This is a genomic window from Nitratireductor alexandrii, assembly GCF_004000215.1.
Lineage (GTDB): Bacteria > Pseudomonadota > Alphaproteobacteria > Rhizobiales > Rhizobiaceae > Mangrovimarina > Mangrovimarina alexandrii.
The window spans coordinates 74,601-95,244 of sequence record NZ_RBVY01000010.1; the positions used below are offsets into that span (position 1 = coordinate 74,601).

The 20,644-nt window shown below is 66.0% G+C and carries 22 protein-coding genes; 5 read left to right on the forward strand and 17 right to left on the reverse strand.

Going from position 1 to position 20,644, the window contains the following annotated elements; translation table 11 throughout:
• The first annotated feature begins 4 nt into the window (after positions 1–4).
• The 4 genes from EP380_RS20005 (at position 5) to EP380_RS20020 (ending at position 5,034) form a co-directional block, all read left to right on the forward strand.
• Positions 5–1,171 carry an acyl-CoA dehydrogenase family protein gene (locus tag EP380_RS20005; protein ID WP_127600316.1) on the forward strand — a complete coding sequence of 389 codons (1,167 nt, stop codon included), beginning with the start codon at positions 5–7 and terminating at the stop codon, positions 1,169–1,171.
• 81 nt (positions 1,172–1,252) lie between these two features.
• Positions 1,253–3,238 (forward strand): acetyl/propionyl/methylcrotonyl-CoA carboxylase subunit alpha, encoded by a 1,986-nt coding sequence (locus tag EP380_RS20010; RefSeq protein WP_127600318.1) that lies wholly within the window; start codon positions 1,253–1,255, stop codon positions 3,236–3,238.
• Between the two features lie 115 nt (positions 3,239–3,353).
• The gene (locus EP380_RS20015; protein ID WP_127600320.1) at positions 3,354–4,598 is read left to right on the forward strand and encodes a thiolase family protein; all 1,245 of its coding nucleotides are present in this window, start codon (positions 3,354–3,356) and stop codon (positions 4,596–4,598) included.
• A 13-nt stretch (positions 4,599–4,611) separates the two neighbouring features.
• Complete coding sequence (locus EP380_RS20020) at positions 4,612–5,034, forward strand: acyl-CoA thioesterase (RefSeq protein ID WP_106570875.1); 423 nt, start codon at positions 4,612–4,614, stop codon at positions 5,032–5,034.
• Positions 5,035–5,057: 23 nt separating this feature from the next.
• Here the strand turns inward: EP380_RS20020 and EP380_RS20025 are convergent, their stop codons facing one another.
• Positions 5,058–5,573, reverse strand: coding sequence for a MarR family winged helix-turn-helix transcriptional regulator (locus EP380_RS20025; protein WP_238719947.1), 516 nt, complete (start codon positions 5,571–5,573; stop codon positions 5,058–5,060).
• Between the two features lie 246 nt (positions 5,574–5,819).
• Between EP380_RS20025 and EP380_RS20030 the strand changes: the two genes are divergently transcribed.
• Positions 5,820–6,623 carry a crotonase/enoyl-CoA hydratase family protein gene (locus tag EP380_RS20030; protein WP_238719948.1) on the forward strand — a complete coding sequence of 268 codons (804 nt, stop codon included), beginning with the start codon at positions 5,820–5,822 and terminating at the stop codon, positions 6,621–6,623.
• A 30-nt stretch (positions 6,624–6,653) separates the two neighbouring features.
• Here EP380_RS20030 and EP380_RS20035 read toward each other — a convergent pair whose 3' ends face one another.
• The 16 genes from EP380_RS20035 to EP380_RS20110 form a co-directional block, all read right to left on the reverse strand.
• Entirely contained in the window at positions 6,654–7,622 is a 969-nt protein-coding gene (locus tag EP380_RS20035) for a fumarylacetoacetate hydrolase family protein (RefSeq protein ID WP_127600322.1), read from the reverse strand.
• Positions 7,623–7,674: 52 nt separating this feature from the next.
• On the reverse strand, positions 7,675–8,178 hold the full coding sequence (locus EP380_RS20040) for a hypothetical protein (RefSeq protein WP_127600324.1): 504 nt from the start codon (positions 8,176–8,178) through the stop codon (positions 7,675–7,677).
• Positions 8,175–8,594 (reverse strand): hypothetical protein, encoded by a 420-nt coding sequence (locus tag EP380_RS20045; RefSeq protein WP_420845882.1) that lies wholly within the window; start codon positions 8,592–8,594, stop codon positions 8,175–8,177. The genes EP380_RS20040 and EP380_RS20045 overlap by 4 nt, the downstream gene beginning before the upstream one ends.
• Positions 8,595–8,614: 20 nt before the next feature.
• The gene (locus tag EP380_RS20050; RefSeq protein ID WP_127600326.1) at positions 8,615–9,172 is read right to left on the reverse strand and encodes a rod-binding protein; all 558 of its coding nucleotides are present in this window, start codon (positions 9,170–9,172) and stop codon (positions 8,615–8,617) included.
• A 60-nt stretch (positions 9,173–9,232) separates the two neighbouring features.
• The gene (locus EP380_RS20055) at positions 9,233–9,625 is read right to left on the reverse strand and encodes a hypothetical protein (protein ID WP_127600328.1); all 393 of its coding nucleotides are present in this window, start codon (positions 9,623–9,625) and stop codon (positions 9,233–9,235) included.
• Between the two features lie 2 nt (positions 9,626–9,627).
• Positions 9,628–10,371, reverse strand: a complete 744-nt coding sequence (gene fliR, locus EP380_RS20060) for a flagellar biosynthetic protein FliR (RefSeq protein ID WP_106570966.1) — start codon at positions 10,369–10,371, stop codon at positions 9,628–9,630.
• A complete protein-coding gene (gene flhA, locus EP380_RS20065) occupies positions 10,371–12,467 on the reverse strand; it encodes a flagellar biosynthesis protein FlhA (RefSeq protein ID WP_106570871.1) in 2,097 nt (698 codons plus the stop codon). Before flhA ends, fliR begins: the two co-directional genes overlap by 1 nt.
• A 115-nt stretch (positions 12,468–12,582) precedes the next feature.
• Positions 12,583–14,187 carry a serine hydrolase gene (locus EP380_RS20070; RefSeq protein WP_127600330.1) on the reverse strand — a complete coding sequence of 535 codons (1,605 nt, stop codon included), beginning with the start codon at positions 14,185–14,187 and terminating at the stop codon, positions 12,583–12,585.
• 121 nt (positions 14,188–14,308) lie between these two features.
• Positions 14,309–14,575: a flagellar biosynthesis protein FliQ gene (fliQ, locus tag EP380_RS20075; protein ID WP_106570869.1), complete on the reverse strand. Its 267-nt coding sequence runs from the start codon at positions 14,573–14,575 to the stop codon at positions 14,309–14,311.
• Between the two features lie 50 nt (positions 14,576–14,625).
• Complete coding sequence (gene flgD, locus EP380_RS20080; RefSeq protein WP_106570868.1) at positions 14,626–15,024, reverse strand: flagellar hook assembly protein FlgD; 399 nt, start codon at positions 15,022–15,024, stop codon at positions 14,626–14,628.
• Positions 15,021–15,467 carry a flagellar biosynthesis repressor FlbT gene (gene flbT / locus EP380_RS20085; protein WP_106570867.1) on the reverse strand — a complete coding sequence of 149 codons (447 nt, stop codon included), beginning with the start codon at positions 15,465–15,467 and terminating at the stop codon, positions 15,021–15,023. The genes flgD and flbT overlap by 4 nt, the downstream gene beginning before the upstream one ends.
• Positions 15,464–15,811 carry a flagellar biosynthesis regulator FlaF gene (gene flaF, locus EP380_RS20090; protein ID WP_106570866.1) on the reverse strand — a complete coding sequence of 116 codons (348 nt, stop codon included), beginning with the start codon at positions 15,809–15,811 and terminating at the stop codon, positions 15,464–15,466. Before flaF ends, flbT begins: the two co-directional genes overlap by 4 nt.
• 39 nt (positions 15,812–15,850) lie before the next feature.
• Entirely contained in the window at positions 15,851–16,903 is a 1,053-nt protein-coding gene (locus EP380_RS20095) for a flagellar hook-associated family protein (RefSeq protein ID WP_106570865.1), read from the reverse strand.
• Between the two features lie 7 nt (positions 16,904–16,910).
• Positions 16,911–18,362 (reverse strand): flagellar hook-associated protein FlgK, encoded by a 1,452-nt coding sequence (flgK, locus tag EP380_RS20100; protein ID WP_127600332.1) that lies wholly within the window; start codon positions 18,360–18,362, stop codon positions 16,911–16,913.
• Between the two features lie 32 nt (positions 18,363–18,394).
• Entirely contained in the window at positions 18,395–19,654 is a 1,260-nt protein-coding gene (locus EP380_RS20105) for a flagellar hook protein FlgE (RefSeq protein ID WP_106570863.1), read from the reverse strand.
• A 143-nt stretch (positions 19,655–19,797) separates the two neighbouring features.
• A complete protein-coding gene (locus EP380_RS20110; protein WP_106570862.1) occupies positions 19,798–20,466 on the reverse strand; it encodes a response regulator transcription factor in 669 nt (222 codons plus the stop codon).
• Positions 20,467–20,644: the final 178 nt, after the last annotated feature.

The following is a 20,644-nucleotide window of genomic DNA, read 5'->3' on the forward strand; positions in this document are numbered from 1 at the left end:
AGCGATGCAGTTCACCCCCGAGCACGACAATCTGCGCCGTACCGTGGCCAGGTTCGTCGACACCGAGATCAACCCCCATGTCGACGACTGGGAGGCGGCGGAGGAATTTCCCTCGCACGACCTCTTCAAGAAGCTCGGTGATCTCGGCCTGCTCGGCATCAAATACGATCCCGACTATGGCGGGCTGGGTCTCGATTTTTCCTATTCGATGGTGATGGCCGAGGAACTCGGCCTGTGCGCGGCCGGCGGCGTACCGATGGCGATCGGGGTGCATACCGACATGTGCACGCCGGCACTCAACCGGTTCGGGTCCGATCACGTCAAGAAGACGTTTCTCGCCCCCTCGATCGCCGGCGATGTGGTCGGCTGTCTCGGCGTGTCGGAACCCGGCGGCGGCTCGGACGTCGCCGCCGTCAAGACGACGGCACGCGCGGACGGCGACGATTTCGTCATTTCCGGCACCAAGATGTGGATCACCAACGGCATGAAGGCCGACTGGTGCTGCCTGCTCGCCAACACGTCGGACGGCCCGGCGCACAAGAACAAGTCGCTGATCGCGGTGCCGATGGATGCCAAAGGCATCTCGCGCCAGAAGATCAGGAAGATCGGCATGAATTCGTCCGATACCGCGCAACTGTTCTTCGACGAGGTGCGGGTGCCGCGGCGCAACATCATCGGCCAGGAGGGCATGGGCTTCACCATGCAGATGCTGCAGTTCCAGGAGGAGCGGCTTTATTCGGCGGCGAGCTCGCTCAAGGGCTTCGACCGGCTGATCGACCTGACGATCGACTACGCCGGCGCGCGCACGACCTTCGGCAAACCGGTGCTCGACAACCAGGTGGTGCATTTCCGGCTCGCCGAACTCAGGACCGAGGTCGAGGCTTTAAGGGCGCTGACCTGGAGCGCGATCGAGCAATATGTCGCCGGCCGCGACGTGACCCGGCTCGCCTCGATGGCCAAGCTCAAGACCGGGCGCCTGGCGCGCGAACTCACCGATTCCTGCCTGCAATATTGGGGCGGCATGGGGTATACGCTCGACAATCCGGTCAGCCGCGCCTTTCGCGACACGCGCCTGGTGTCGATCGGGGCCGGCGCCGACGAAATCATGCTCGGCATCATCTGCAAGCTGGAAGGCACGCTGCCGGGCACGAGCAACAAGGCGCGCGGGTAGTCGCATGGCCTTGCGAGGATCTGACCCGATGTCGCCGTTCGGCAATTGCCGCTCCCGCCCGTGCTCATGGAAGGCGGCGGCGTGATTGCGCGCCTGCTGATCGCCAATCGCGGCGAGATCGCCTGCCGCATCGCCGCCACCGCGCGCCGGATGGGCATCGCCACGGTGGCGGTCTATTCCGATGCCGACCGCGCGGCGTTGCATGTGCGCCAGGCCGACGAGGCGGTGCGCATCGGCGGGGCACTGGCTTCGTTGTCCTATCTCGACGGCGACGCGGTGATCGCCGCCGCGTGGGCGACGGGAGCCGAGGCGATCCACCCCGGCTACGGTTTCCTGTCGGAAAACGCCGATTTCGCCGAAGCCTGCCAGGCGGCGGGACTGGTCTTCGTCGGCCCCCCGCCCGACGCGATCCGCGTCATGGGCGACAAGGCCGGGGCGAAGGCGGTGATGGTCGAGGCCGGCGTGCCGGTGGTGCCGGGTTACGACGGGGCCGACCAGTCGGCCGGACGGCTGGCCGCGGCGGCGCGCGAGATCGGTTTTCCCGTCCTGATCAAGGCGGCGGCCGGCGGCGGCGGGCGTGGCATGCGCAGGGTCGATCGGGCCGAGGCGTTCGAGGCGTCGCTGGAAAGCGCGCGGCGCGAGGCCGAGGCGGCGTTCGGCGACGGGCGCGTGCTGCTCGAAAAGCTCGTCACCGAGGCCCGCCATGTCGAGGTGCAGGTGTTCGCCGACGCGCATGGCAATGTCGTGCACATGGGCGAGCGCGATTGTTCGGCGCAGCGCCGGCATCAGAAGATCGTGGAGGAAACGCCGTCGCCCTTCGTCGATGCGGCGATGGGCGCGGCGATGGCGGTGGACGCGATCGCGGCGGCCAGGGCCGTAAACTATGTCGGGGCGGGCACGGTCGAATTCATCGTCGGCGCCGACCGCCAGCATCATTTCCTGGAGATGAACACCCGGCTCCAGGTCGAACACCCGGTCACGGAAATGGTGACCGGCATCGACCTGGTGGAATGGCAGTTGCGGGTGGCGGCGGGCGAGCCGTTGCCGTTGCGCGAGGAGGATATCGACTTTTTTGGCCATGCGATCGAGGCCAGGCTCTACGCGGAGGACCCGGCCGACGGGTTCCGCCCGCAGACGGGCGAAATCCTGTTCTGGCAGCCGCAGGTCAAGATTGGCGAGACGGGTATCCGGATCGACAGCGGCGTCGCGGCGGGCGACCGGGTCTCGCCGCATTACGACCCGATGATCGCCAAGCTGGTCGCGCATGGTCCCAACCGCGACGAGGCGCTCGACAGGCTGGTGCGGGCCCTCAGGGCGCGGCCGCTGTTCGGCCTGACGACCAATCGCGGTTTCTTGATCGACCTGCTGGAGGGGGCCGAGTTCAGGCAGGGCGGCGTCACCACCGGTTTCATCGACGACCTGCTCGACAGCGGACGCGAGGCGATGGGTGCGCAAGCCTTGCAGGACTGGCACTTCGCGCTCGCCGGCGCCGTTCTTGCGCTTAACGTCGACGGCGACTGGTTCCGCTCAAGCGGCATCGCGGCCTGCCCGTTGACGCTGACATGCGGCGGCGACACCCGCCATGTCGTGGCCGAGATCGCGCGTGGCCTCGTCTCGGCGATCCGTGTCGATGGCGACGCGGTGGCGCTGACGGAGATCGCGTTGCACGGCCAGGAGGTGCGCTACGTCCATGCCGGCACGCCGGCGCGGGCGATCTTTTCGCTCGCCGGCCGGACGCTGTGGCTCGATGTGGACGGGCACAGTCTAGCGTTCCGCGAAACCGATCCCCTGGCCGCCCGGCCGCCGGTCGCGGACGCTTCGCGCGTGACGGCGCCGGTCACCGGGCTTTTGCGCTCGCTCGCCGTTGTCGCGGGCGATTCCGTCGAGCCCGGCGATACGCTGGCCGTGATCGAGGCGATGAAGATGGAGACCGCGCTTGCGGCCACGGTCGCCGGCACGGTGCGGGCGGTCCATCGCGGCGAAGGCGAGCAGGTCGGCGCCGGAGACCTGCTGATCGAACTCGATCCGGGCCCACAAGACCCGACGGACGGCGATCGGCCCGGTTGAGTCCGGCGCTATTTTGTTATAATCAATAACATTAATCGCCGGCGGCGACGGGCGCGACCTGTGCGACTTGCCGGCCGGCGGCGTTCACGATGATGCATAAGAGGCTGCAACCGACATGACCGACACTCCGCAGGGCTTGCGTTTCAGCTTCGACGACGCCTGGCTGCTCGACGGCACGCGCACGCCGTTCGTCGACTATACCGGCGCGCTGTCGGCGATCTCGCCGATCGATCTCGGCATCAAGGTCGCACGCGCCGTGCTCGACAAGACCGGGTTCGACCCGGCCGATATCGGCACCACCATCGCCGGCTCGATGGCCCAGGCCTCGTTCGACGCCTATATGACGCCGCGCCATATCGGGCTTTATTCCGGGGTACCGGTGGAGCGGCCGGCGCATCTGGTGCAGCGCATTTGCGGCACCGGCATCGAGGTGGTGCTGCAGGCGGCTGAGCTGGTCGAGCGCCGGCGGGTGGAGGCGGCGCTGTGCGTGGGCACCGAATCGATGAGCCGCAATCCGGTCGCCGCCTACACGCACCGTTCCGGGTTCCGCATGGGTCAGGTCGAGTTCAAGGATTTCCTGTGGGAGGCGCTGCTCGATCCGGCCTGCTCGTGCACCATGGGCGACACGGCCGAAAATCTGGCGCGCGATTACAACATCACGCGCGAGGAGGTGGACCGCTACGCCGAACGTTCCTTCGCCCGCGCGCTCGCCGCGCAGGCGGACGGGTTTCTGGCCGGCGAGATCACGCCGGTGGTCAGCGAGAGTTTTGCCGTCGACGGTTTCAACCAGCGCGGCATCCGGCTGCCGCGCAAGATCGAGACGGTCGACACCGACAGCCATATCCGCCCGTCGTCCTACGACATGCTGTCTGGAATCAGGCCGGCTTTCGGCGGGGTCCAGACGGGCGGCAATTCCTCCGCGATCGTCGACGGTGCGGCCGCCGCCATCGTCGTCAGCAAGGCGCGCGCCAGCGGACGCAAACCGCTTGCCCGCATCGTCGCCGGCGCGACGGTCGGCGTGCCGCCGCACATTATGGGCATCGGCCCTGCGCCGGCGATCCGGGCGCTGCTCGATGAGGCCGGGCTCGGCCTCGACGCGATCGACCGCATCGAGATCAACGAGGCCTTCGGCGCCCAGACGATCGCCTGCGCGCGCGAGCTCGGCCTCGACGAGGACAAGCTCAACGTCAATGGCGGCGCGATCGCCATCGGCCATCCGCTGGGCGCGACCGGTCTGCGCATCACCACCACGGTGGCGCGCGAGTTGCGCCGCGCCGGCCTGCGTTACGGCATCGCGGCGGCCTGTATCGGCGGCGGGCAGGGGATCGCGGTTCTGGTCGAAAACCCGGACGCGGGCTGACGGAGCGTCGGCCATGCTCGTTCACCGCCGCGAGGTCGAGATCGAATGGGGCGATTGCGACGCCGCCGGCATCGTCTTCTACCCGCGCTATTTCGCCATGTTCGACGCCTCCACCGCCTATCTGTTCGAAAAGGCGCTGGGCATGAAGAAAATCGCCTGGACGAAGGCCTACGGCATTGTCGGCATTCCGATGGTCGACACCGGGGCGCGCTTCATCCTGCCCTCGCGTTATGGCGACGTGATCGTCATCGAAAGCCGGGTCGGCGACCTGCGCCGCTCGAGCTTCGACGTCCGCCACCGCGTGTTCAAGGGCGAAGAGCTCGCCATCGAGGCGCGCGAGACCCGGGTGTGGGCCGAAAAGCACCCCGACGATCCCGATCGCATACGCGGCAAGACCATCCCCGAAGAGGTGATCGCCGCGCTGTCGGCCGGATAGCGCTGCCCGTCCCGGTCCGGGGCCTATTGCCCCGCAGGTTCGATCAGGCGGTCGAGCAGGTCGATCAGGCGGTCGCGCTCGCGCGCGCCGCCCAGGCGCTCGATCAGGCGGTTTTCGTGCTCGGCCCAGACGACGGCCATCCTGCGCACGAATCTCTCGCCTTCAGGGGTCAGATGCAGGGAATGTGAACGCCGATCCGTGTCGGCCTTGCGGCGTTCGGCCAGGCCGCGCTTTTCGAGCCCGTCCATCAGCGCGACGAAATTGGCGCGCTTGATGCCGAGCATCTCGGCGATCTCGGACTGTTTCAGCCCCGGCGTGTTGGCGATGATGGTCAGGACCGAAAACTCGGCCGGCCGCAGTTTCAGTTTCGAAAACGTGCCGATGAAATCCTGAAAGACATGCAACTGGGCGCGGCGCAGCTTGTAGCCGATGATGGTCGACATCGCCGGCATGGCGGTGCCGGCCTGCGTTACAGGCCGGGCGTCGGCCGGGCCGTCGCGCCCATCGCTCGGGCCTGTCTTCTTGGAATCAACGCTCACTGTGCCTGCCGACCGCTCCCCTGTATCCGGTTCGTCGCCGCGTTGTCGCCGCGGGTGGCCTTGTCCGTTTTTGCCCGGCGAACACTGGCGGTGTCCGGTCCCCCGGCAATTTTGTTCGCACGAAGGGCGAAGCCGGGTCAACTGCCTGTTCGGTCCGTCGCATCGCCTTGTGTCGCGTATTAATGTTATGATATAAAACATTTTTTGACCTGTCCAACGCGGTTGCACACCGGGAGACGCGACGGAATGAATGCCTCCAACGGCGCGGCCATGCGCGACGACGATGCCGCCGCGCCCTTGCGCATCACGATCGACGGGCCGATCGCCTTCCTCGCCTTCAACCGGCCGGAAAAGCGCAACGCGATCAGCGACGCCTTGCTGGACCGGCTGAAGCGCTTTTTCGCCGCGCCGCCCGAAGCGGTGCGGGTGGCGGTTCTGCACGGGCTGGGCGGACATTTTTCGGCCGGGCTGGACCTCTCCGAACAGGTCGCGCGCGAGCCGGCCGAGGTGATGCGGCATTCGCGCGGCTGGCACCAGGTCATGGATGAGATCCAGTTCGGCGGTCTGCCCGTGGTGTCGGTGCTCAACGGCGCGGTGATCGGCGGCGGGCTCGAGATCGCCGCCTCGACCCATGTGCGCATTGCCGAGCCTTCGGCCCGGTTTCAATTGCCGGAAGGCAAAAGGGGGATTTTTGTCGGCGGCGGCGCGACCGTGCGGATCGGGCGCATCTTGGGCGCCGACAGGCTGACGGAAATGATGCTGACCGGGCGTTCCTACGATGCCGAGACGGGACACCGCCTCGGTCTGGCGCACTATCTGGTCGACGACGGCGAGGGGATCGCCAAGGCTCGTGAACTCGCCACCGAGATCGCCGCCAACGCGCCGCTGGTCAACTATCTGGTCATCCAGGCGGTTTCGCGCATCGACGATATGGGGCGCGGCGACGGTCTGTTTGCCGAAAGCCTCAGTGCGGCGCTGTCGCAGACCGGTACCGATGCCAGGGAGGGTCTGCGGGCGTTTCTGGAAAAGCGCGATCCCCGTTTCAGATAGCGTCCGGAAAGCGCCGCGCGGCCGAAGCTTTTAGCCTTGCGCGCGCACGGTGTTGCGCAGCACGCCGAGCCCCTCGACCTCCAGTTCGACAACGTCGCCGTCGGTTAGGAAACGATCCAGTTCCAGCCCGCAGCCGTTGCCCATCGTGCCGGAACCGAAGAATTCGCCGGCATGCAGGGTTTCGTCGCGCGAGACGTGGGCGATCATGTCCTCGAAGGTGAACAACATGTCGGCCGACGAGCCGCGTCCCCAGACCTCGCCGTTCACCCGCGCTTCCATGGCGAGCTTGTAGGGATCGGCGAGTTCGTCCGGCGTGACGATCCACGGGCCGATCGCGTTGCCGTAGTCGAAACTCTTGCCCTTGGTCGGGCCGAGCATGGTCTGCATCTCGGCAAGCTGCGTGTCGCGGGCGGAAAAGTCGTTGTAGATCGTGTAGCCGAAAATATGGGAGCCGGCGTCGCCGACGGCGATATCGCGGCCGGGCCTGGCGATGACGATGCCGAATTCGCATTCGAAATCCATCACCCGGCTGTAGCGCGGCCAGGCAACCACGGTGTCGGGTCCGATGACCGAAAAGCGGTTGGTCAGATAATAGGCCGGCTGGGCGCTGTAGATGTCGGGCACCGCGTCGAGCGGCTTGGCTGCCGCTGCCGCCGCCTCGTCGCCGCGTGCCATGGCCGCAAGCCGCCGCATGCCGCGCGGTGCCTGCTTGATGTGGCCGGGAAAGACGGAAAAGTCGCGCATCTGCCGTGGCACGGGGAGCGGTGCGAGCAACCGCAACTGCGCCAGCGGAGAGGAATGGCGGGCGACCAGCGCCGGGTCGGCGGCCATCTCGCGGGCGTGGCCGAGCGCGGCCTCGCCGGCGTCGATCAGGTCGAGCATGGTCGCGAAGGCGGGATCGTTGCCCGAGGCCCGGGTCAGGTCGAAGACGGTTTGCGTGTCGGTATCCACGTGGCCGATCCGGCGCGTGGTCTGCTGCTCGAAAGTGACGAGTTTCATGCGTCGCGATCCTTTCTGGCCACAGTGACGTCGCGGCGGATCGTGTCCGGGCTCAACGCAGGACCGGCCGGTTCTCGCCGCCGTTGGCGTCGCGCCGGCGCAGCGCGTTGTCGCGGATGTCGCTCTTGGTCAGATAGTCGAGCTGCTGGACGAGCACTTCCTCGACCAGCTTGTCGCCGACGCGCTCGTTGATGCTGTCGCGCAGGCCGTTGCGCAGTGCGACGATGTCGAGCGTGTCGGTCTGCGAAAAATCGATCTGCGGATTGGAAAACAGATAGGTGTAGAGTTGGTCGACGAGCAGCGTGTCGAGCGGCAGCTCGAGTTTCTTCAGCTTCTCGGGCTCGACCGTATAGACAAGCCGGGTCAGGAAATAGCCGCGCACCTCGCCCTTCTGGATGACCGGCACCGACACGATCTCGGTCTTGTAGTATTCCAGGCCCTCGAGATAGGCGCGCTCGCCGGTGTCGCCCTTGTCGCCGGTCGCCGAGAAGGCAAAGAAGATCGAGCCGATCGTGACGGCGACGATCCATAGCGCGCCGATGACGAACTTGATCATGGGCGACCGCCGGCGCCGAAGGCCCTGGTGGAATAGGTGCCGTCGTCCTCCGAGCGCTCGATCGCGTCCTGCAGCAGCCTGGCGACCTCATTGACCGCGCTCAGATGAGCCTTGATCGCGGATTCGTTGTCGGCAAGTTTGGCGCGCAGGCGCGCGATGTCCGGGCGATGGGCTTCGAGCGTGTCGGCGCCCACGTCGCGCACGGCACGGTTCAGGTCGTAGAGATGGCGGCTCTTGCGTGCGTTGGAGGCCTTGAGATCGAAATTGACGTCGGTGCGGATAGCGGCCGTCTCGGCCTCGATCGCTTCCTCGATGCGGGCGATGATGGTGCCGAGCGAGCCGGAGCGCGGGCTGGGCCCGGACGGCGCGCCGGCGCGCGTGCTCGGGACGGATGTGTAGATGTCCTGTTCGCTCACTGTCGCGCAAGCTCCCTGTCTCAGCGTCCGGACCGTTCGGCCAGACCCGTGAGGTCGGCCTCGTCCTCGAAGCTGCGCACGATCGTGCGCTGGATTTCGTCGATCAACGCCACCGACAGCAGATCCTGCGTGTCGGCGACGCGTTTTTCCTGTGTATCGGCGGCGACGCCGGCCATCGCGACGCGCTTGTCGTCATCCATGTAGAAATCGCCCAGAACCCGCTCGGCGATGCCGATGCCGCCGCGCTTGGCCATCTCGCTGGAGAGCTCCTGCGCCAGAAACGTCTTCCACATCTCGCCGGCCAGGCCTTCGCCGTAAACGTTTTGGGCGTCCTCGGGCAGCATGCTTTGCACGAAGGTCTGCAGCACCATGGCCTCGAAGTCGCGGAAGGCCTCGGGCGCTCTGGTGCCGACGGCGTCGGCGGGCCTGCCGCGCAGGTCGGGCGCGCCGCCTGCCTCGAACTCGGCCATCACCGACCTTGCCGCGGCCGCCAGGCGCGTGCGCGCGGCGGCGAGGTCGGCCTGGTCGACGGCGCGGGCGACATCGAGAACGATGTCGCTGGGGGGCGAAATGGCCAAGGCGATCCTCTTCTCGAAATTCCGTTCCATCCGTTGTCGCAGACAGAGCTTGCCGCAACCTTACTTGCTGTCGGGCGCGCGCCCGAGCATGCGCTCGACGCTTTCCAGCCCGTCGCGCTCCTCGCGGGCGCGTTCTTCCTGCCGGAAGGCGATTTGCCGATCGCGGTCGAGCAGTCGGCAGCGCGCGGTTTCGACGGCGATTTTGGCCGCTTCGGTTTCCGCCGCGCTCAAGGCGCGATCGCGATCCTGAAAGGCGCGGGCGATGCTGCGCTCGTAAAGTTCGGGAAACAGCGCCGCCAGCGAGTCCGGGGCGTCCTTGCGCGCGGCGACCTCGCTTGCCCTGGCCTCGGCCTCGTGCGCGGCGCGCAGATGGCCGGCGCGCTGGGTTTCGTGCAGCGCCTTCAACTGGTTCTGGACCTTGAGAAGCCGGGCCAGGCGTTGACTTTTTTCCATCGCTAGCGACCGATCGTGATCGGCACGAACCCGTCCGCGAACAGGCGCAGCAACGGTCCGATGCCGAGATAAAGAAGCAGGATGCCGCCGGCCAGCACGAAGGGCAGCGAGATGAAGTAGATCGGAATTTGGGGCGTGAGCTTGTTCACGAAGCCGATGGCGAGATTGACGATGATGCCGTAGGCGATGAACGGGCTGCCGAGCTGGATCATGACCAGGAACGCCTCGGCCAGCACGTCGACCATGTCGGTGAGCGCGGAGCGGGGATTGAACAGCAGGTTCGGCGGGGCGACCTCGTAGGAATTGACCAGGGCCTTGATGATTTCGTGGTGGAAATTGAAGATGAACAGCAAAAGCAGCGCCGAAAGCGTGATCAGATTGGTCACGGCGGCCTGCGGTTCGGCCTCCTCGATGCCGGAGGCCACCATATTGCCGTAACCCGACAGCATGGCGATGGCCGACCCGACGAATTGCAGCGCGAGAATGTAGAGCCGGGTCACCAGCCCGATCAGCGCGCCGGTCAAAAGTTCCGACACGATCAGTTGGGCCAGGACGTCCGGCGCGCGGCTGGCGTAGGGAAGCAGGCTGTCCCAAAGATGGATCAGAAGCGCGAAGGTCGCCGCGATCGCGACGAACAGCCGGATCTGCATGGGCACGCGCACGCTCGACAGGCCGGGCATGAGCATGAAACAGGCGCCGATGCGGCAAAAGGCCAGAAACGCCGTGATGACGATCTGGTCGGTGATCACGACAGCGAGCCGAGCACCTTGATCTCGACGCCCTTGGCGATCTCGACATGCGACAGGACGGGCAGCGTCGAGAACAGGCGTTCGATGATCATGCGCACATAGGGCCGGGCGTCGGGCGCGGTGACCAGCGCGAAGCGCTCGCCGGCGTCGAAATGCTGGCGGATCACCTTGCTCGCCTCCTGGCCGAATTCCTCCAGCAGGCGGGGGTCGATGTCGAATTCGCGCACCTCGCCCTTCTGGTCGCGCTTGAGCGCCTGGTGGAAGGCGAGATCCCAGCGATTGCCGAGCCGCAGCACCTTCAGCGTCCCGGCTTCGGACAGGTCGCCGCAGATCTGCTGCGACATGCGGATGCGCACGTGTTCGACGATCTGTTCGGTGCGCCGCACATGCGGGGCGATCTCGGCGATCGCCTCGATGATCAGATGCAGATTGCGGATCGAGACGCGCTCGGCCAGCAGCAGCTTCAGCACCGCCTGCAAGCCCGGATAGGAGATGTGGCTGGTGCAGATTTCCTCGGCCAGCTTCTTGTATTCCGGATCGAGGCGCTCGATCAGCGTCTTCATGTCCTTGTAGGACAGGAGCTGCGGCAGGTTGTTGCGGATCACCTCGGAGAGATGGGTGAGCAAGACCGAGAGATTGTCGGCGACCGCGAAATTGTCGCGCTTCAACTCTTCGGAGAAGGTTTCGGGCACGGAATAGGCGCGCATGCCGAAGGCCGGCTCGCGCACCTCCTCGCCGGGCATGTCCGGCGGCTCGTTGCCGCCCAGAAGCACCATCACCTCGCCGACGCGCATCTGGTATTCCGCTACCACCGTGCCGTGGATCTTGATCTGGTAGCTCTTCGGCGGGATGGCGAAATCGTCGGTCAGGCGCACTTCCGGCACGACGAAGCCGTAGTCGAGGGCGAATTTCTTGCGCATCTTGCCCATGCGGAAGGCGAGTTCCTGATGCGAGGCGAGCATGCGGGCGGAAAGCTGCTTGCCGATCAGGAGCTCGATTTCCGGCGTCCTCAGCGACGATTTGATCGAGTTCTTGTCCTCCGCCTCGATCGCTTGCTGACGCTGCTTCTCGTCCTCGGCCTCGGCCGCGGCGCGACGGTTCTGGCGCAGCGGTATCGCGTAGCCGATGCCGGCCATCACCAGCGCCAGCCCGACGAAGGGCAGGAAGGGAAGGCCGGGCAGAAAAGCCAGAACCGCCAGCAGCAGCGCCGCCACCTGCAGGGCGCGCGGATAGGCGGTGAGCTGGCCGAAGACGGCCTGGTTGGCGGATCCGCGCGTGCCGCCCTTGGAGACCAGCAGACCGGCGGCCAGCGAGACGATCAGCGCCGGAATCTGGGTGACGAGGCCGTCGCCGACCGACAGCTTGACGAACACGTCGGCGGCCTGGCCGAGATTCATGTCGTGGCGGCCATAGCCGATCGCCACGCCGCCGACGATGTTGACGCCGGTGATGATCAGGCCGGCGATCGCGTCGCCGCGAACGAATTTCGAGGCGCCGTCCATGGAGCCGAAAAACGAGCTTTCCTCCTCGAGCTCGCGCCGGCGCGCCTGGGCTTCCTTGTCGTTGATCATGCCGGCGGAAAGGTCGGCGTCGATCGACATCTGCTTGCCGGGAATGGCGTCGAGGGTGAAACGGGCGCCGACCTCCGCGATGCGGGTGGCGCCCTTGGTGATGACGATGAAGTTCACCACGATCAGGATCAGGAACACGATCAGGCCGATGACGAAATCGCCGGCCATGACCAGGTTGGAAAACCCGCCGATCACGTAGCCGGCCGCGTTGGTGCCCTCGTTGCCGTGGGCGAGGATGACGCGTGTGGTGGCGATGTTGAGCGCCAGCCGCAGCATGGTGGCGATCAGCAGGATCGTCGGGAAGGAGGAGAAATCGAGCGGCCGCTGGATCCAAAGCGCCACCATCAGGATCAGGACGGAGATGGCGATCGAAAACGCCAGCCCGATATCGATCATGAAGGAGGGGATCGGCAGGAACAGGACCGACAGGATGGTGATGATGCCGATCGCGAAGAAGACGTCGCGGCCGTTGCGGGCGGAGGCCGCCGGGACGGGCGTGTATGTGGTCGGGCCTGCCGCCATGTCTGTTTGCTATCTCCGCGCCTGATTTGAAGGTCGCAGACTAGGACCCCAAGCTTGCGCGAGGATGAGTTTTGCGGCGCGGCCGGCCGCCGGCGCGACCGCCGGCCGCATGGGTCTACCGCTCAGTCGCAACCCGCGTGAAGACGCCGTCGCGATAGGCGTCGAGATGTTCGATGCGCACCGCGCTCGCCGCGCCGTCCGCCATGTCGAACGTGACCTTGGACACAGAACCCTTCGGCTGGTTCTCGTTGAAGGGTTCGACGATGAAACTGTCTCCCTCCCACGGCGTCATCGCAAAGGCGATGCCGGCGGGGCCGACGGCAAGCTGCAGGCGGCCGTCGTCGACGGTGATGGTGGCCGCTCCGTAATAGGCGTTCTCGTATGTGCCCCGATAGGCTTCCAGCGGCTGCGCCGGGCGTGCGCCGGCGGGCGCCTTGCGGCCGGCGAGTTCGCCCGCCGGTGCCGTCAGCGGCGCCAGGCGTGTCCGATAGCCGTCGAACCAGTCGCGGCCGACCTCGCCGAATTCGACCATGTCGGCGAAGCTGGCCGCGATCGCCTCGGCTGCGCCGACGGGCGGTGCGTTGGTCAGCACCACGATGCCGAGATCGAGGCCGGGGATCAGCGTGACGGCGGTGGCCGCGCCCAGCGCGAAGGCGCCCGAGTGGCTGAAGACGACGCGGCCGCTGGCGCGCACGCCGACATTGAAGCCGAAGCCGTATTGGCCGGCGCGCGCGTCGAGCGCATGCGGCGGCGAGGGCAGGATCTGCGGGCTGACGGCCGGCGCGAGCGCGGCGGGCGCGATGATCTCGCGGCCGTCGAACGTGCCGCCGCCGAGGACCATGGTCATCCATCTGGCCATGTCGTTGGCGCTCGAGCTGACACCGCCGGCCGGGGATTGCGCGTCCGGCTGGCGCAGGTCCGCGACCTCGTACCCGTCGGGGCCGGGGATGTGCGAGGCGGCGCGGTTGGCGCGGGCGCGATAGTCGCCGTGGCGCGAACTGGTCGCCGTCATGCCCAACGGGCGGTAGATCGCCTGCGCCGAGAGCTTTTCCCAGGACTTGCCGGCAGCCGCGGCCACGGCTTCGGCCGCCGCCGTCAGTCCGAAATTGGTGTAGGCGTAGCTGTCGCGGAAGGCGGCCTGCGTCAGCAGATGGAGGCGCTCCAGGATCGCCTTGCGGCCATAACCGATGTCTTCCAGATCGTCGCCGGCATGGTCGGGCAGGCCTGCGCGATGCGCGTAAAGGTCGCCGATCGTGACATGTGCCGATACCCAGGGATCGGCCAGCCGGAACCAGGGCAGGTGCGTCTGGACGGGCGTGTCCCAGCCGACCACGCCGCGCGCGACCTGATGCGCGACGACGGTGGCGCCGATCGGCTTGGACAGCGAGGCCAGCAGGAACACCGTGTCGGCGTCGACCGGCCCGCCCTCGGCGCGCGAGCGCACCCCGAACCCCTTGGCGTAAACGGTCTCGCCTGCGTGCACCACCGCGATCGCCAGACCGGGAACGGCCGAGCGGCGCAGAATGTCGGCGGCCAGGTCGTCAAGCCCGGCTATGGCGGCGTCGATCTCGGTCCGGGTGGTCTCGATCGCGACCTCCTGGGCGGGCGAGGGCGCGGGCCGGGCGCCCGCCGCGTCGTCGTGTTCGGCCTGTGCGGGCGCCGACAGGAGCGTGAGCGCGGTGGCGAGGCCCGCCGCGCGGATCGCGATGGTTTTGAGCATCAACACGAATTTCCTTTCTGTCGAACGGCAGACGCCGCAATGGGCAAGGGTGCGGGCCCGCAAGCGGGGCAGGCTCAGCGTTACGCGCCGTGTCGGCCCTGGCGGGCGGATCGCGGCGCGATCAGAACCCGCCCTGGATGCGCTGGAAGATGACGTTGGTGAAGGAAGAGATCTGCGCGCCCACGAACGGCCCGGAAAAGGCGACGGCAAGCAGGATGGCGATGATCTTCGGGACGAAGGTGAGCGTGATTTCCTGGATCTGCGTCAGCGCCTGGATCAGGGCGATCGAGACGCCGACGAGCATGGCCACGATCACGGCCGGGCCGGATGCCATCAGCACGGTCCAGATGGCGAATTGGACGATATCGAGAGCGTCGGCTTCGTTCATGGGTTTTCGAATCCGCCGGCCGAAAGGGAACGCCGGGCCAAGGCGCCACCCTAGCTGACGGTCATGCCCGCTTCGACCGGAAATTCGGTTCCGTCCGCCAAGACGGCGATCAGACCGGCGCTGCCGATGCGCACTTCGGCGACCTGGCCGGAGACCGCGCCGTCGGCCGAGGTGACGGTGCGCCCGATAATGGCGTCGGCCTGACCGAGCAGCGACATCTGCATGAGCTGGTCGATCTTGCTGTTGGTCTGCACGGTCTGCTCGACCTGCGAGAATGTCGCCAATTGGGCGATATAGTCGGTGGATTCCATCGGCTTGGTCGGGTCCTGGTTCTTCATCTGCGTGACCAGCAGCTTCAGGAAGGAATCATAGTCGACCGTGTTGGAGCGTTTGGCGTCGGATTGCGGCGTCGTGGCCGGCGGTGCGGATGTCGCGCTGGTTACGGTCATGATGCAAGCGCCTCCAGCGCCAGGTTTTCGATCGGTTTGTGGGCGGTATCGCTTTCGGCCAGAATGGCCGCCTCGAGCGGAAACAGGCCGCGCAGCATTTTCAGCGCCTCGTAGGTGTGTTCCTCGGCGACCAGCCTGTCGATCTGTTTCAGCGTCGCGCGGATCTGTTCGCTGGTGAAGCTGGCCAGAAGCAGCGGCAGCGACCGGCGGAACATGTCGCGCGCATCGTTCGAATCCTTCGGATTCATCAAGATGACCTGGATGATGAAATAGAGCTGGCGCAGCGGCGTGGACGCGTTCTCGGGCAGCATGACATGGGTTTCGAGCAGAAACTGCACGTCGTTGAGGAACTCGATCGAGGTCTTGCGGTCGACCTTCACCACCGCGCCGTTGATGTAGATCTTCTCGTTGGCCTTGAGCGATATCCGCAGCTTGCCCTTCATTGGATGCCGTCCCTGATGATCTGGGAGACTTCGATCAGCCCGTCGAAATTCTCGGCTTCGCCCTGGCGGATCGCTTCGGCCTCGCGCAGCAGCCACAGGCCGATCGAAATCAGATTGGCGCGCAACTCGGAGGGCAGGCCGTTTTCGGGACTGCCGAGATCCTCCACGAAAGCCGTCCACAGCCGATTGAGGAAATGGACCGCCTCGACCGCCTGCATCGAGCCGGCGCCCGCGTCACGCGCGGCGATCAGTAGGTCGATCGATCGGGTCAGCAATTGCCGTTCGCGGTCCTTCGCATCCGCGGCCGAGTCGGATTGGATGTCGGCGTATGAAAACTGATACATCTTCTTTCCGTGTTCACTTTCTGCCGTCGTGGCGCCGGATTAGGACAACAGCCTCGTCAGACTCAGTTGCTGGATGCGCGCGGTCAGCGCGTAGGAGGTTTCGATCTGGCTGATCAGCGCGTTGACGCGCGTGGCCGCCTCGAACGGGTCCACGCCCTGCATGTCGTTCAGGAAGCCGTTGAAGATATCGACCTGCATGGACAGGTGCTCGCTGGCGCTCTTGATGCGCTGTTCGGTGAAGCCGGTGGCGGCCTGCACCTGGGCGATGTCGCCCATCGCCTCGGTGACCAGGTAGGTTGCGGTCTCGGCGACGGCCACCAGAGCGCCTTCGTTCAAAGCGCTCGAATAGAGATCGTCGACAATTGTGGCGGCCATGGCGAGTTTGCGTATGCCGTCGATATTGGCGCTGACGGACGTCTCCACGGTTTCGTTGAGCGCGATACGCGTCGATATCCCCTGATCGGTGGCGCTCGACCAGTTGGCCTCCCAGCCCGCGCCGAGAAATTCCGCTGCGGCGGGCCCGTCCAGGAAGGCCTTGATGGCGGGGCCGTCGAGAGCGGTGGCGGCGGGATCGTCCTGGGCAAAGCCGAAATGCGCCAGGAACGCCGCGTCGAAGGCGGTCTTGGCGGCCGAGGGCGGATCGGCGCGATAGTCGGCGAGCGGCAGCACGTCGGTATTGACGCCGGCGAACAAATGCTCGCCGTTGAAACTGGAATTGACGATCCCGGTCAGCGCTTCGCCCATGACCACACCCGCCTGCCGGGTGGTGGCCGGATTGGAATCGCCCGAGACGGCCGCGGTCAGCGCGGACAGGAAGGTCGACCCCGCTTCCGAAATCCGGCTCAGTGAATCCTGGGTCGCGGCGAGACGCGACGACACCAGCGTGTTGGAACTGACGATCGATTCGAGCCGACCGACGTCCCGCGCCAGCGACACCGCCTGTCCGGTGCGGATGCCGAGCGCCAGGCCGACATCGGCGACCTTGCCCGACTGGGCCTCCTTCTGGCCGCTCACGAGTTCACTTTGCATCCGCAGCAAAGAGTGCCTGAGCGCCTGGGAAATTGCCTGGGAGGAGACGTAGGAAACTTTCACGGCTGCCTCACACCACGTCCAACAGGGTCGCCATCATCTGGTCGACGGTGCGGATCAACCGGGCCGACGCCTCGTAGGCGTGTTCGAGATCGAGCAGAAGCGACATCTCGACGTCGATATTGACGCCGGTTTCGTTCGACAGCGCTTCGGCGGTCCTCACTTTCAGGGCGCTTGTCGTCATTTCGGCATTCGAGGCGGTCTGGCGACTTGCCTCGATCCAGCCGATCGCGCCGCTGGCGAATTCCGTGACGCTGACATTGGTGGCGAGCCCGGCGGCGGGATCGAAGGCGATCGGGTCGCCGAGCCGGTCGCCGTAGTCGATCAGAAGGTCGGCGTAGGAGGCGCCGCCCGGATTGGCGACATAGGCGGCTCCGTTGGCGCCGCCGTCGCGCAACAGGGCCGGATTGCCGCCGACGTCGGAATCGAACGCCGGATTGAGGGAGATCGAATAGGCCAGCCCCGTGGTGGTTGTCCCTGCCGGCGGCAGGGCCGGGCCGCCGGCCCATGTGAACAGCCCGGCAAGCGGGGGCGCGCCCGCGCCGGTGCGGTCGGTCTCGGCGAATGCGGCGATGGCGCCGCGCGCGATCTCGTCGAGCTGCGTCTGCAAGGTCGTGGCGACGTCGTCGCGCAGGGCGACGACGCTGGCAAGCCGTCCCGAAACCGCGCCGTTCTTGTCGGGCCGCAACGGAACGCCGTCTATGTAGACGGATTTGCCGCCGATGCCCGGCGCGAAGGCGGTGGTGCTCTCGAAAGACACGGCGCGCGGCCTGGTCTCGAACAAGGTGGCGCCGTCGGCGGTGGTGATGACCATGTCGTCATTGGCGCGCGAGAAGGTCGAGACGGGAATATGGTCGGATATCTGCTTGAGGATCGCATCGCGCTGATCGAGCGCGTCGGAGGCGTCGCGCCCGGTCGCGCGGGCGGCGATCACCGATTTGTTGGCAATCTCGAAATCGGCGAGCAGGCTGTTGAGGTCGTTGACCGCGAGCCCGATTTCCACATCCATATTGGTGCGGAACGTCTGGATCTGGGCGCTGCCATTGTTGAGCGAATGGACGAACTGACGCGCGGCGTCGAGCGCCCCCTCGGCGACGGTGGCGCTCGACGGGCTGGTCGCATAGAGCTGCAGGGCTTCCTGAAGCTTGCCGAGCGCGGTTGCGGGAGAGGCGGCATTGTCGGCGCCGTTGACCGAAATCGCGAGCGTGTCGAGGCCGGCAAGCAACTGCTTTTGTGCTTCCCACGACGAGGAGGCGGCCAGGTTCTGCCGGAAAAGGGCCTCGGCCGCCGCGCGCCGGATTTCGGCGACGCGAACGCCGGGCGCGTCGCTCGACAGAACGGCGGAGCGGCGAGAATAGTCGGGATTGGAGGCATTGGTGACGTTTTGCGAGACGATGCTGGTCCGCCGCGCCGTCGTCAGCAGCGCGTTCTGCGCGATCCCGAGAGCAGTCGTCAGCGACATTCCAAAGCTCTTTCCGACAAAGACACGCCAGACTACCTCTTAAGGTTAACCAAAATGTCCATCAGCTCGGAGCCGGTCTGGAAAACCTTGGAATTGGCGGTGTAGCTGCGCTGCGATTCGATCATCGCGGTCAGTTCCTCGCCGATATCGACATTGGAGGCTTCCAGCGCGCCCGAGCGCACCGCCCCGAAGCCGCCTTCGCCGGCGAAGCCGAGAAAGACGTCGCCCGAGGAGGTGCTCTGGCTGTAGACATTGCCGCTCTCGACATTCAGCCGGTCGGGGCTGCGGACATTGGCGAGCGGGATCCGGTAGAGCTCCTGCAGCGTGCCGTTTTCGTACTGGGCGTAGACCGTGCCGTCGCCGTCGATCTTGACTTCCTTCATGGCGCTGGCCGCGCTGCCATTGACGTTGGAGTCGCCGGGAATGTAGCCGGCCGACAACTGGCTGAGCGTGGAAAAGTCGAGGTCGAGCGTTTCTCCGCCCGGGATCGGGATCTGGATATCGTCGGCGCTGGCGGTGGCAAGCTGGCCGGTCGTGCCGTCGAAGGTGAGCGTCTCGGTCGCCAGCGGACCCGTGGCATAGGGGAAGCCGGTCGTCGGGGCGCCGTCGGCCTGATTGTAGACGGCCACCTCCCATTCGTTCGCCGCCGTCTTGGTGAAATAGATGTCGAGCAGGACCTCGCCGCCTAGGCTGTCATAGGTGACCATCGAGGTCTTGTTGGTGAATGTCGCGCCCGGCGCGTTGGTGGAGGGGAGGTCTGCGGCGGGCACGACCGCGGCGCCGGCCGGCAGGTTGGCCGAGAAACGCCCGAACGTGCTCGGAATGGCGGTCAGCGCCTGCTGAAGAACCTGGATCGGCTCGAGCCCGGCGAAGGAATTGCTGACCGGGGTCGGCGTGCCGTTTTCGAAACTGTAGCCCATCAGGTAGAAGCCGGCCGCGTTGACCAGACGGCCCTCGTCGTCGGGCACGAAGGAGCCGGCGCGCGTCAGGAAGGGTTGGCCGGCGGTATCCTGCACCACGAAGAAGCCGTTGCCGTAAAGGGCAAGGTCGGTTGCCGACGGCGTGTACTGGATGACGCCCTGGCGCGAGACGGCCGAGCGGACGTTCGACACCACGCCGCCGGAGGAATAGCTGCCTTCACCGCTGGCGATCACCAGGGTGGAGAACTCCGTCATCGATTTCTTATAGCCGTTGGTGTTGGCGTTGGCGATGTTGTCGGCGACCGTGCCGAGCCGGTTGGATTGGCCCTGCATTCCGGATACGCCGGTCCGCATCATCCCGTAAAGGCTCATTGCAACTTCTCCTCGTGGTCAGCACCGCTTCCTGACAGGCTATCGTTCCTGACTTGCGCGAAACTGTCTTGGGCACAAAGGCCTGGCCAAGGCCGGTGCCGGGGGCTGCCTTTGCCGCCGTGCGGCGGCCGGGGCCGACCCGGTCACACGTTCAGCCGATATCCGAGGAAACGCTTTGAATCGATCGGATCGGTGCCGATCCGCTCGCGCAATTTCTTGCGCAGCTTGCTGACATGGCTTTCGACGACGTTTTCCTCGACCTCGTCGTCGAAAATTCCGTAAATCGCGTTGAAAAGCTGGGTTTTCGTCACCCGCCGCCCGCGATTGCTGGCAAGATATTCGAGAATGCGTCGCTCACGGCGCGGCAATGGCAACGGCGTGCCGTCGATCTCGGGATCCTTGCCGTTGGTGTAGATGCGCAGCTTGCCGATCTCGGTGTGGGCCGCCTCGTCTTGCGCCCGCCGGCGGATCGCCGCGATCCGAGCCAGGATTTCGCGAATATGCACGGGCTTGCGAACGACGTCGTCGACGCCGAGCTCGAACAGCCGCAACGTGTTTTCCAACGAATGATGATCGCTGAGCGCGATCACCGGAGCCCCGCTGCGTTCGCGCAAGGCCCGTGGTGAGACAGGATGGCTGTCGCATTCGCCGATCAGGAACGCGCCGACCGCCTTGAGGTCGTCCTCGGCCGCCGTCGATACCCATTCGCCGAACTCGCTGGCGCAAAAGCCAGCGCTGGGGACACCTTCTCTACCGAAAAGCGAAGAATATCCCTCTTTTACTCGATCACGCTCATCCACAATCACAATCATCGGCCCGCCCTCCGAATCAGTTTCATGGTTCGCCGGACAAAGGCGTAACCGGTGGCGGGAATCACCGGCAACTGTGATTTCTTGTATGTATCAATTTGGGATTCGGGTGCCGCGCTTCACAGGCTTGTCCACAGCTTGTCCACAGAAGTGGCCGGCGTTTGCGGTGCCGGAATCCTGC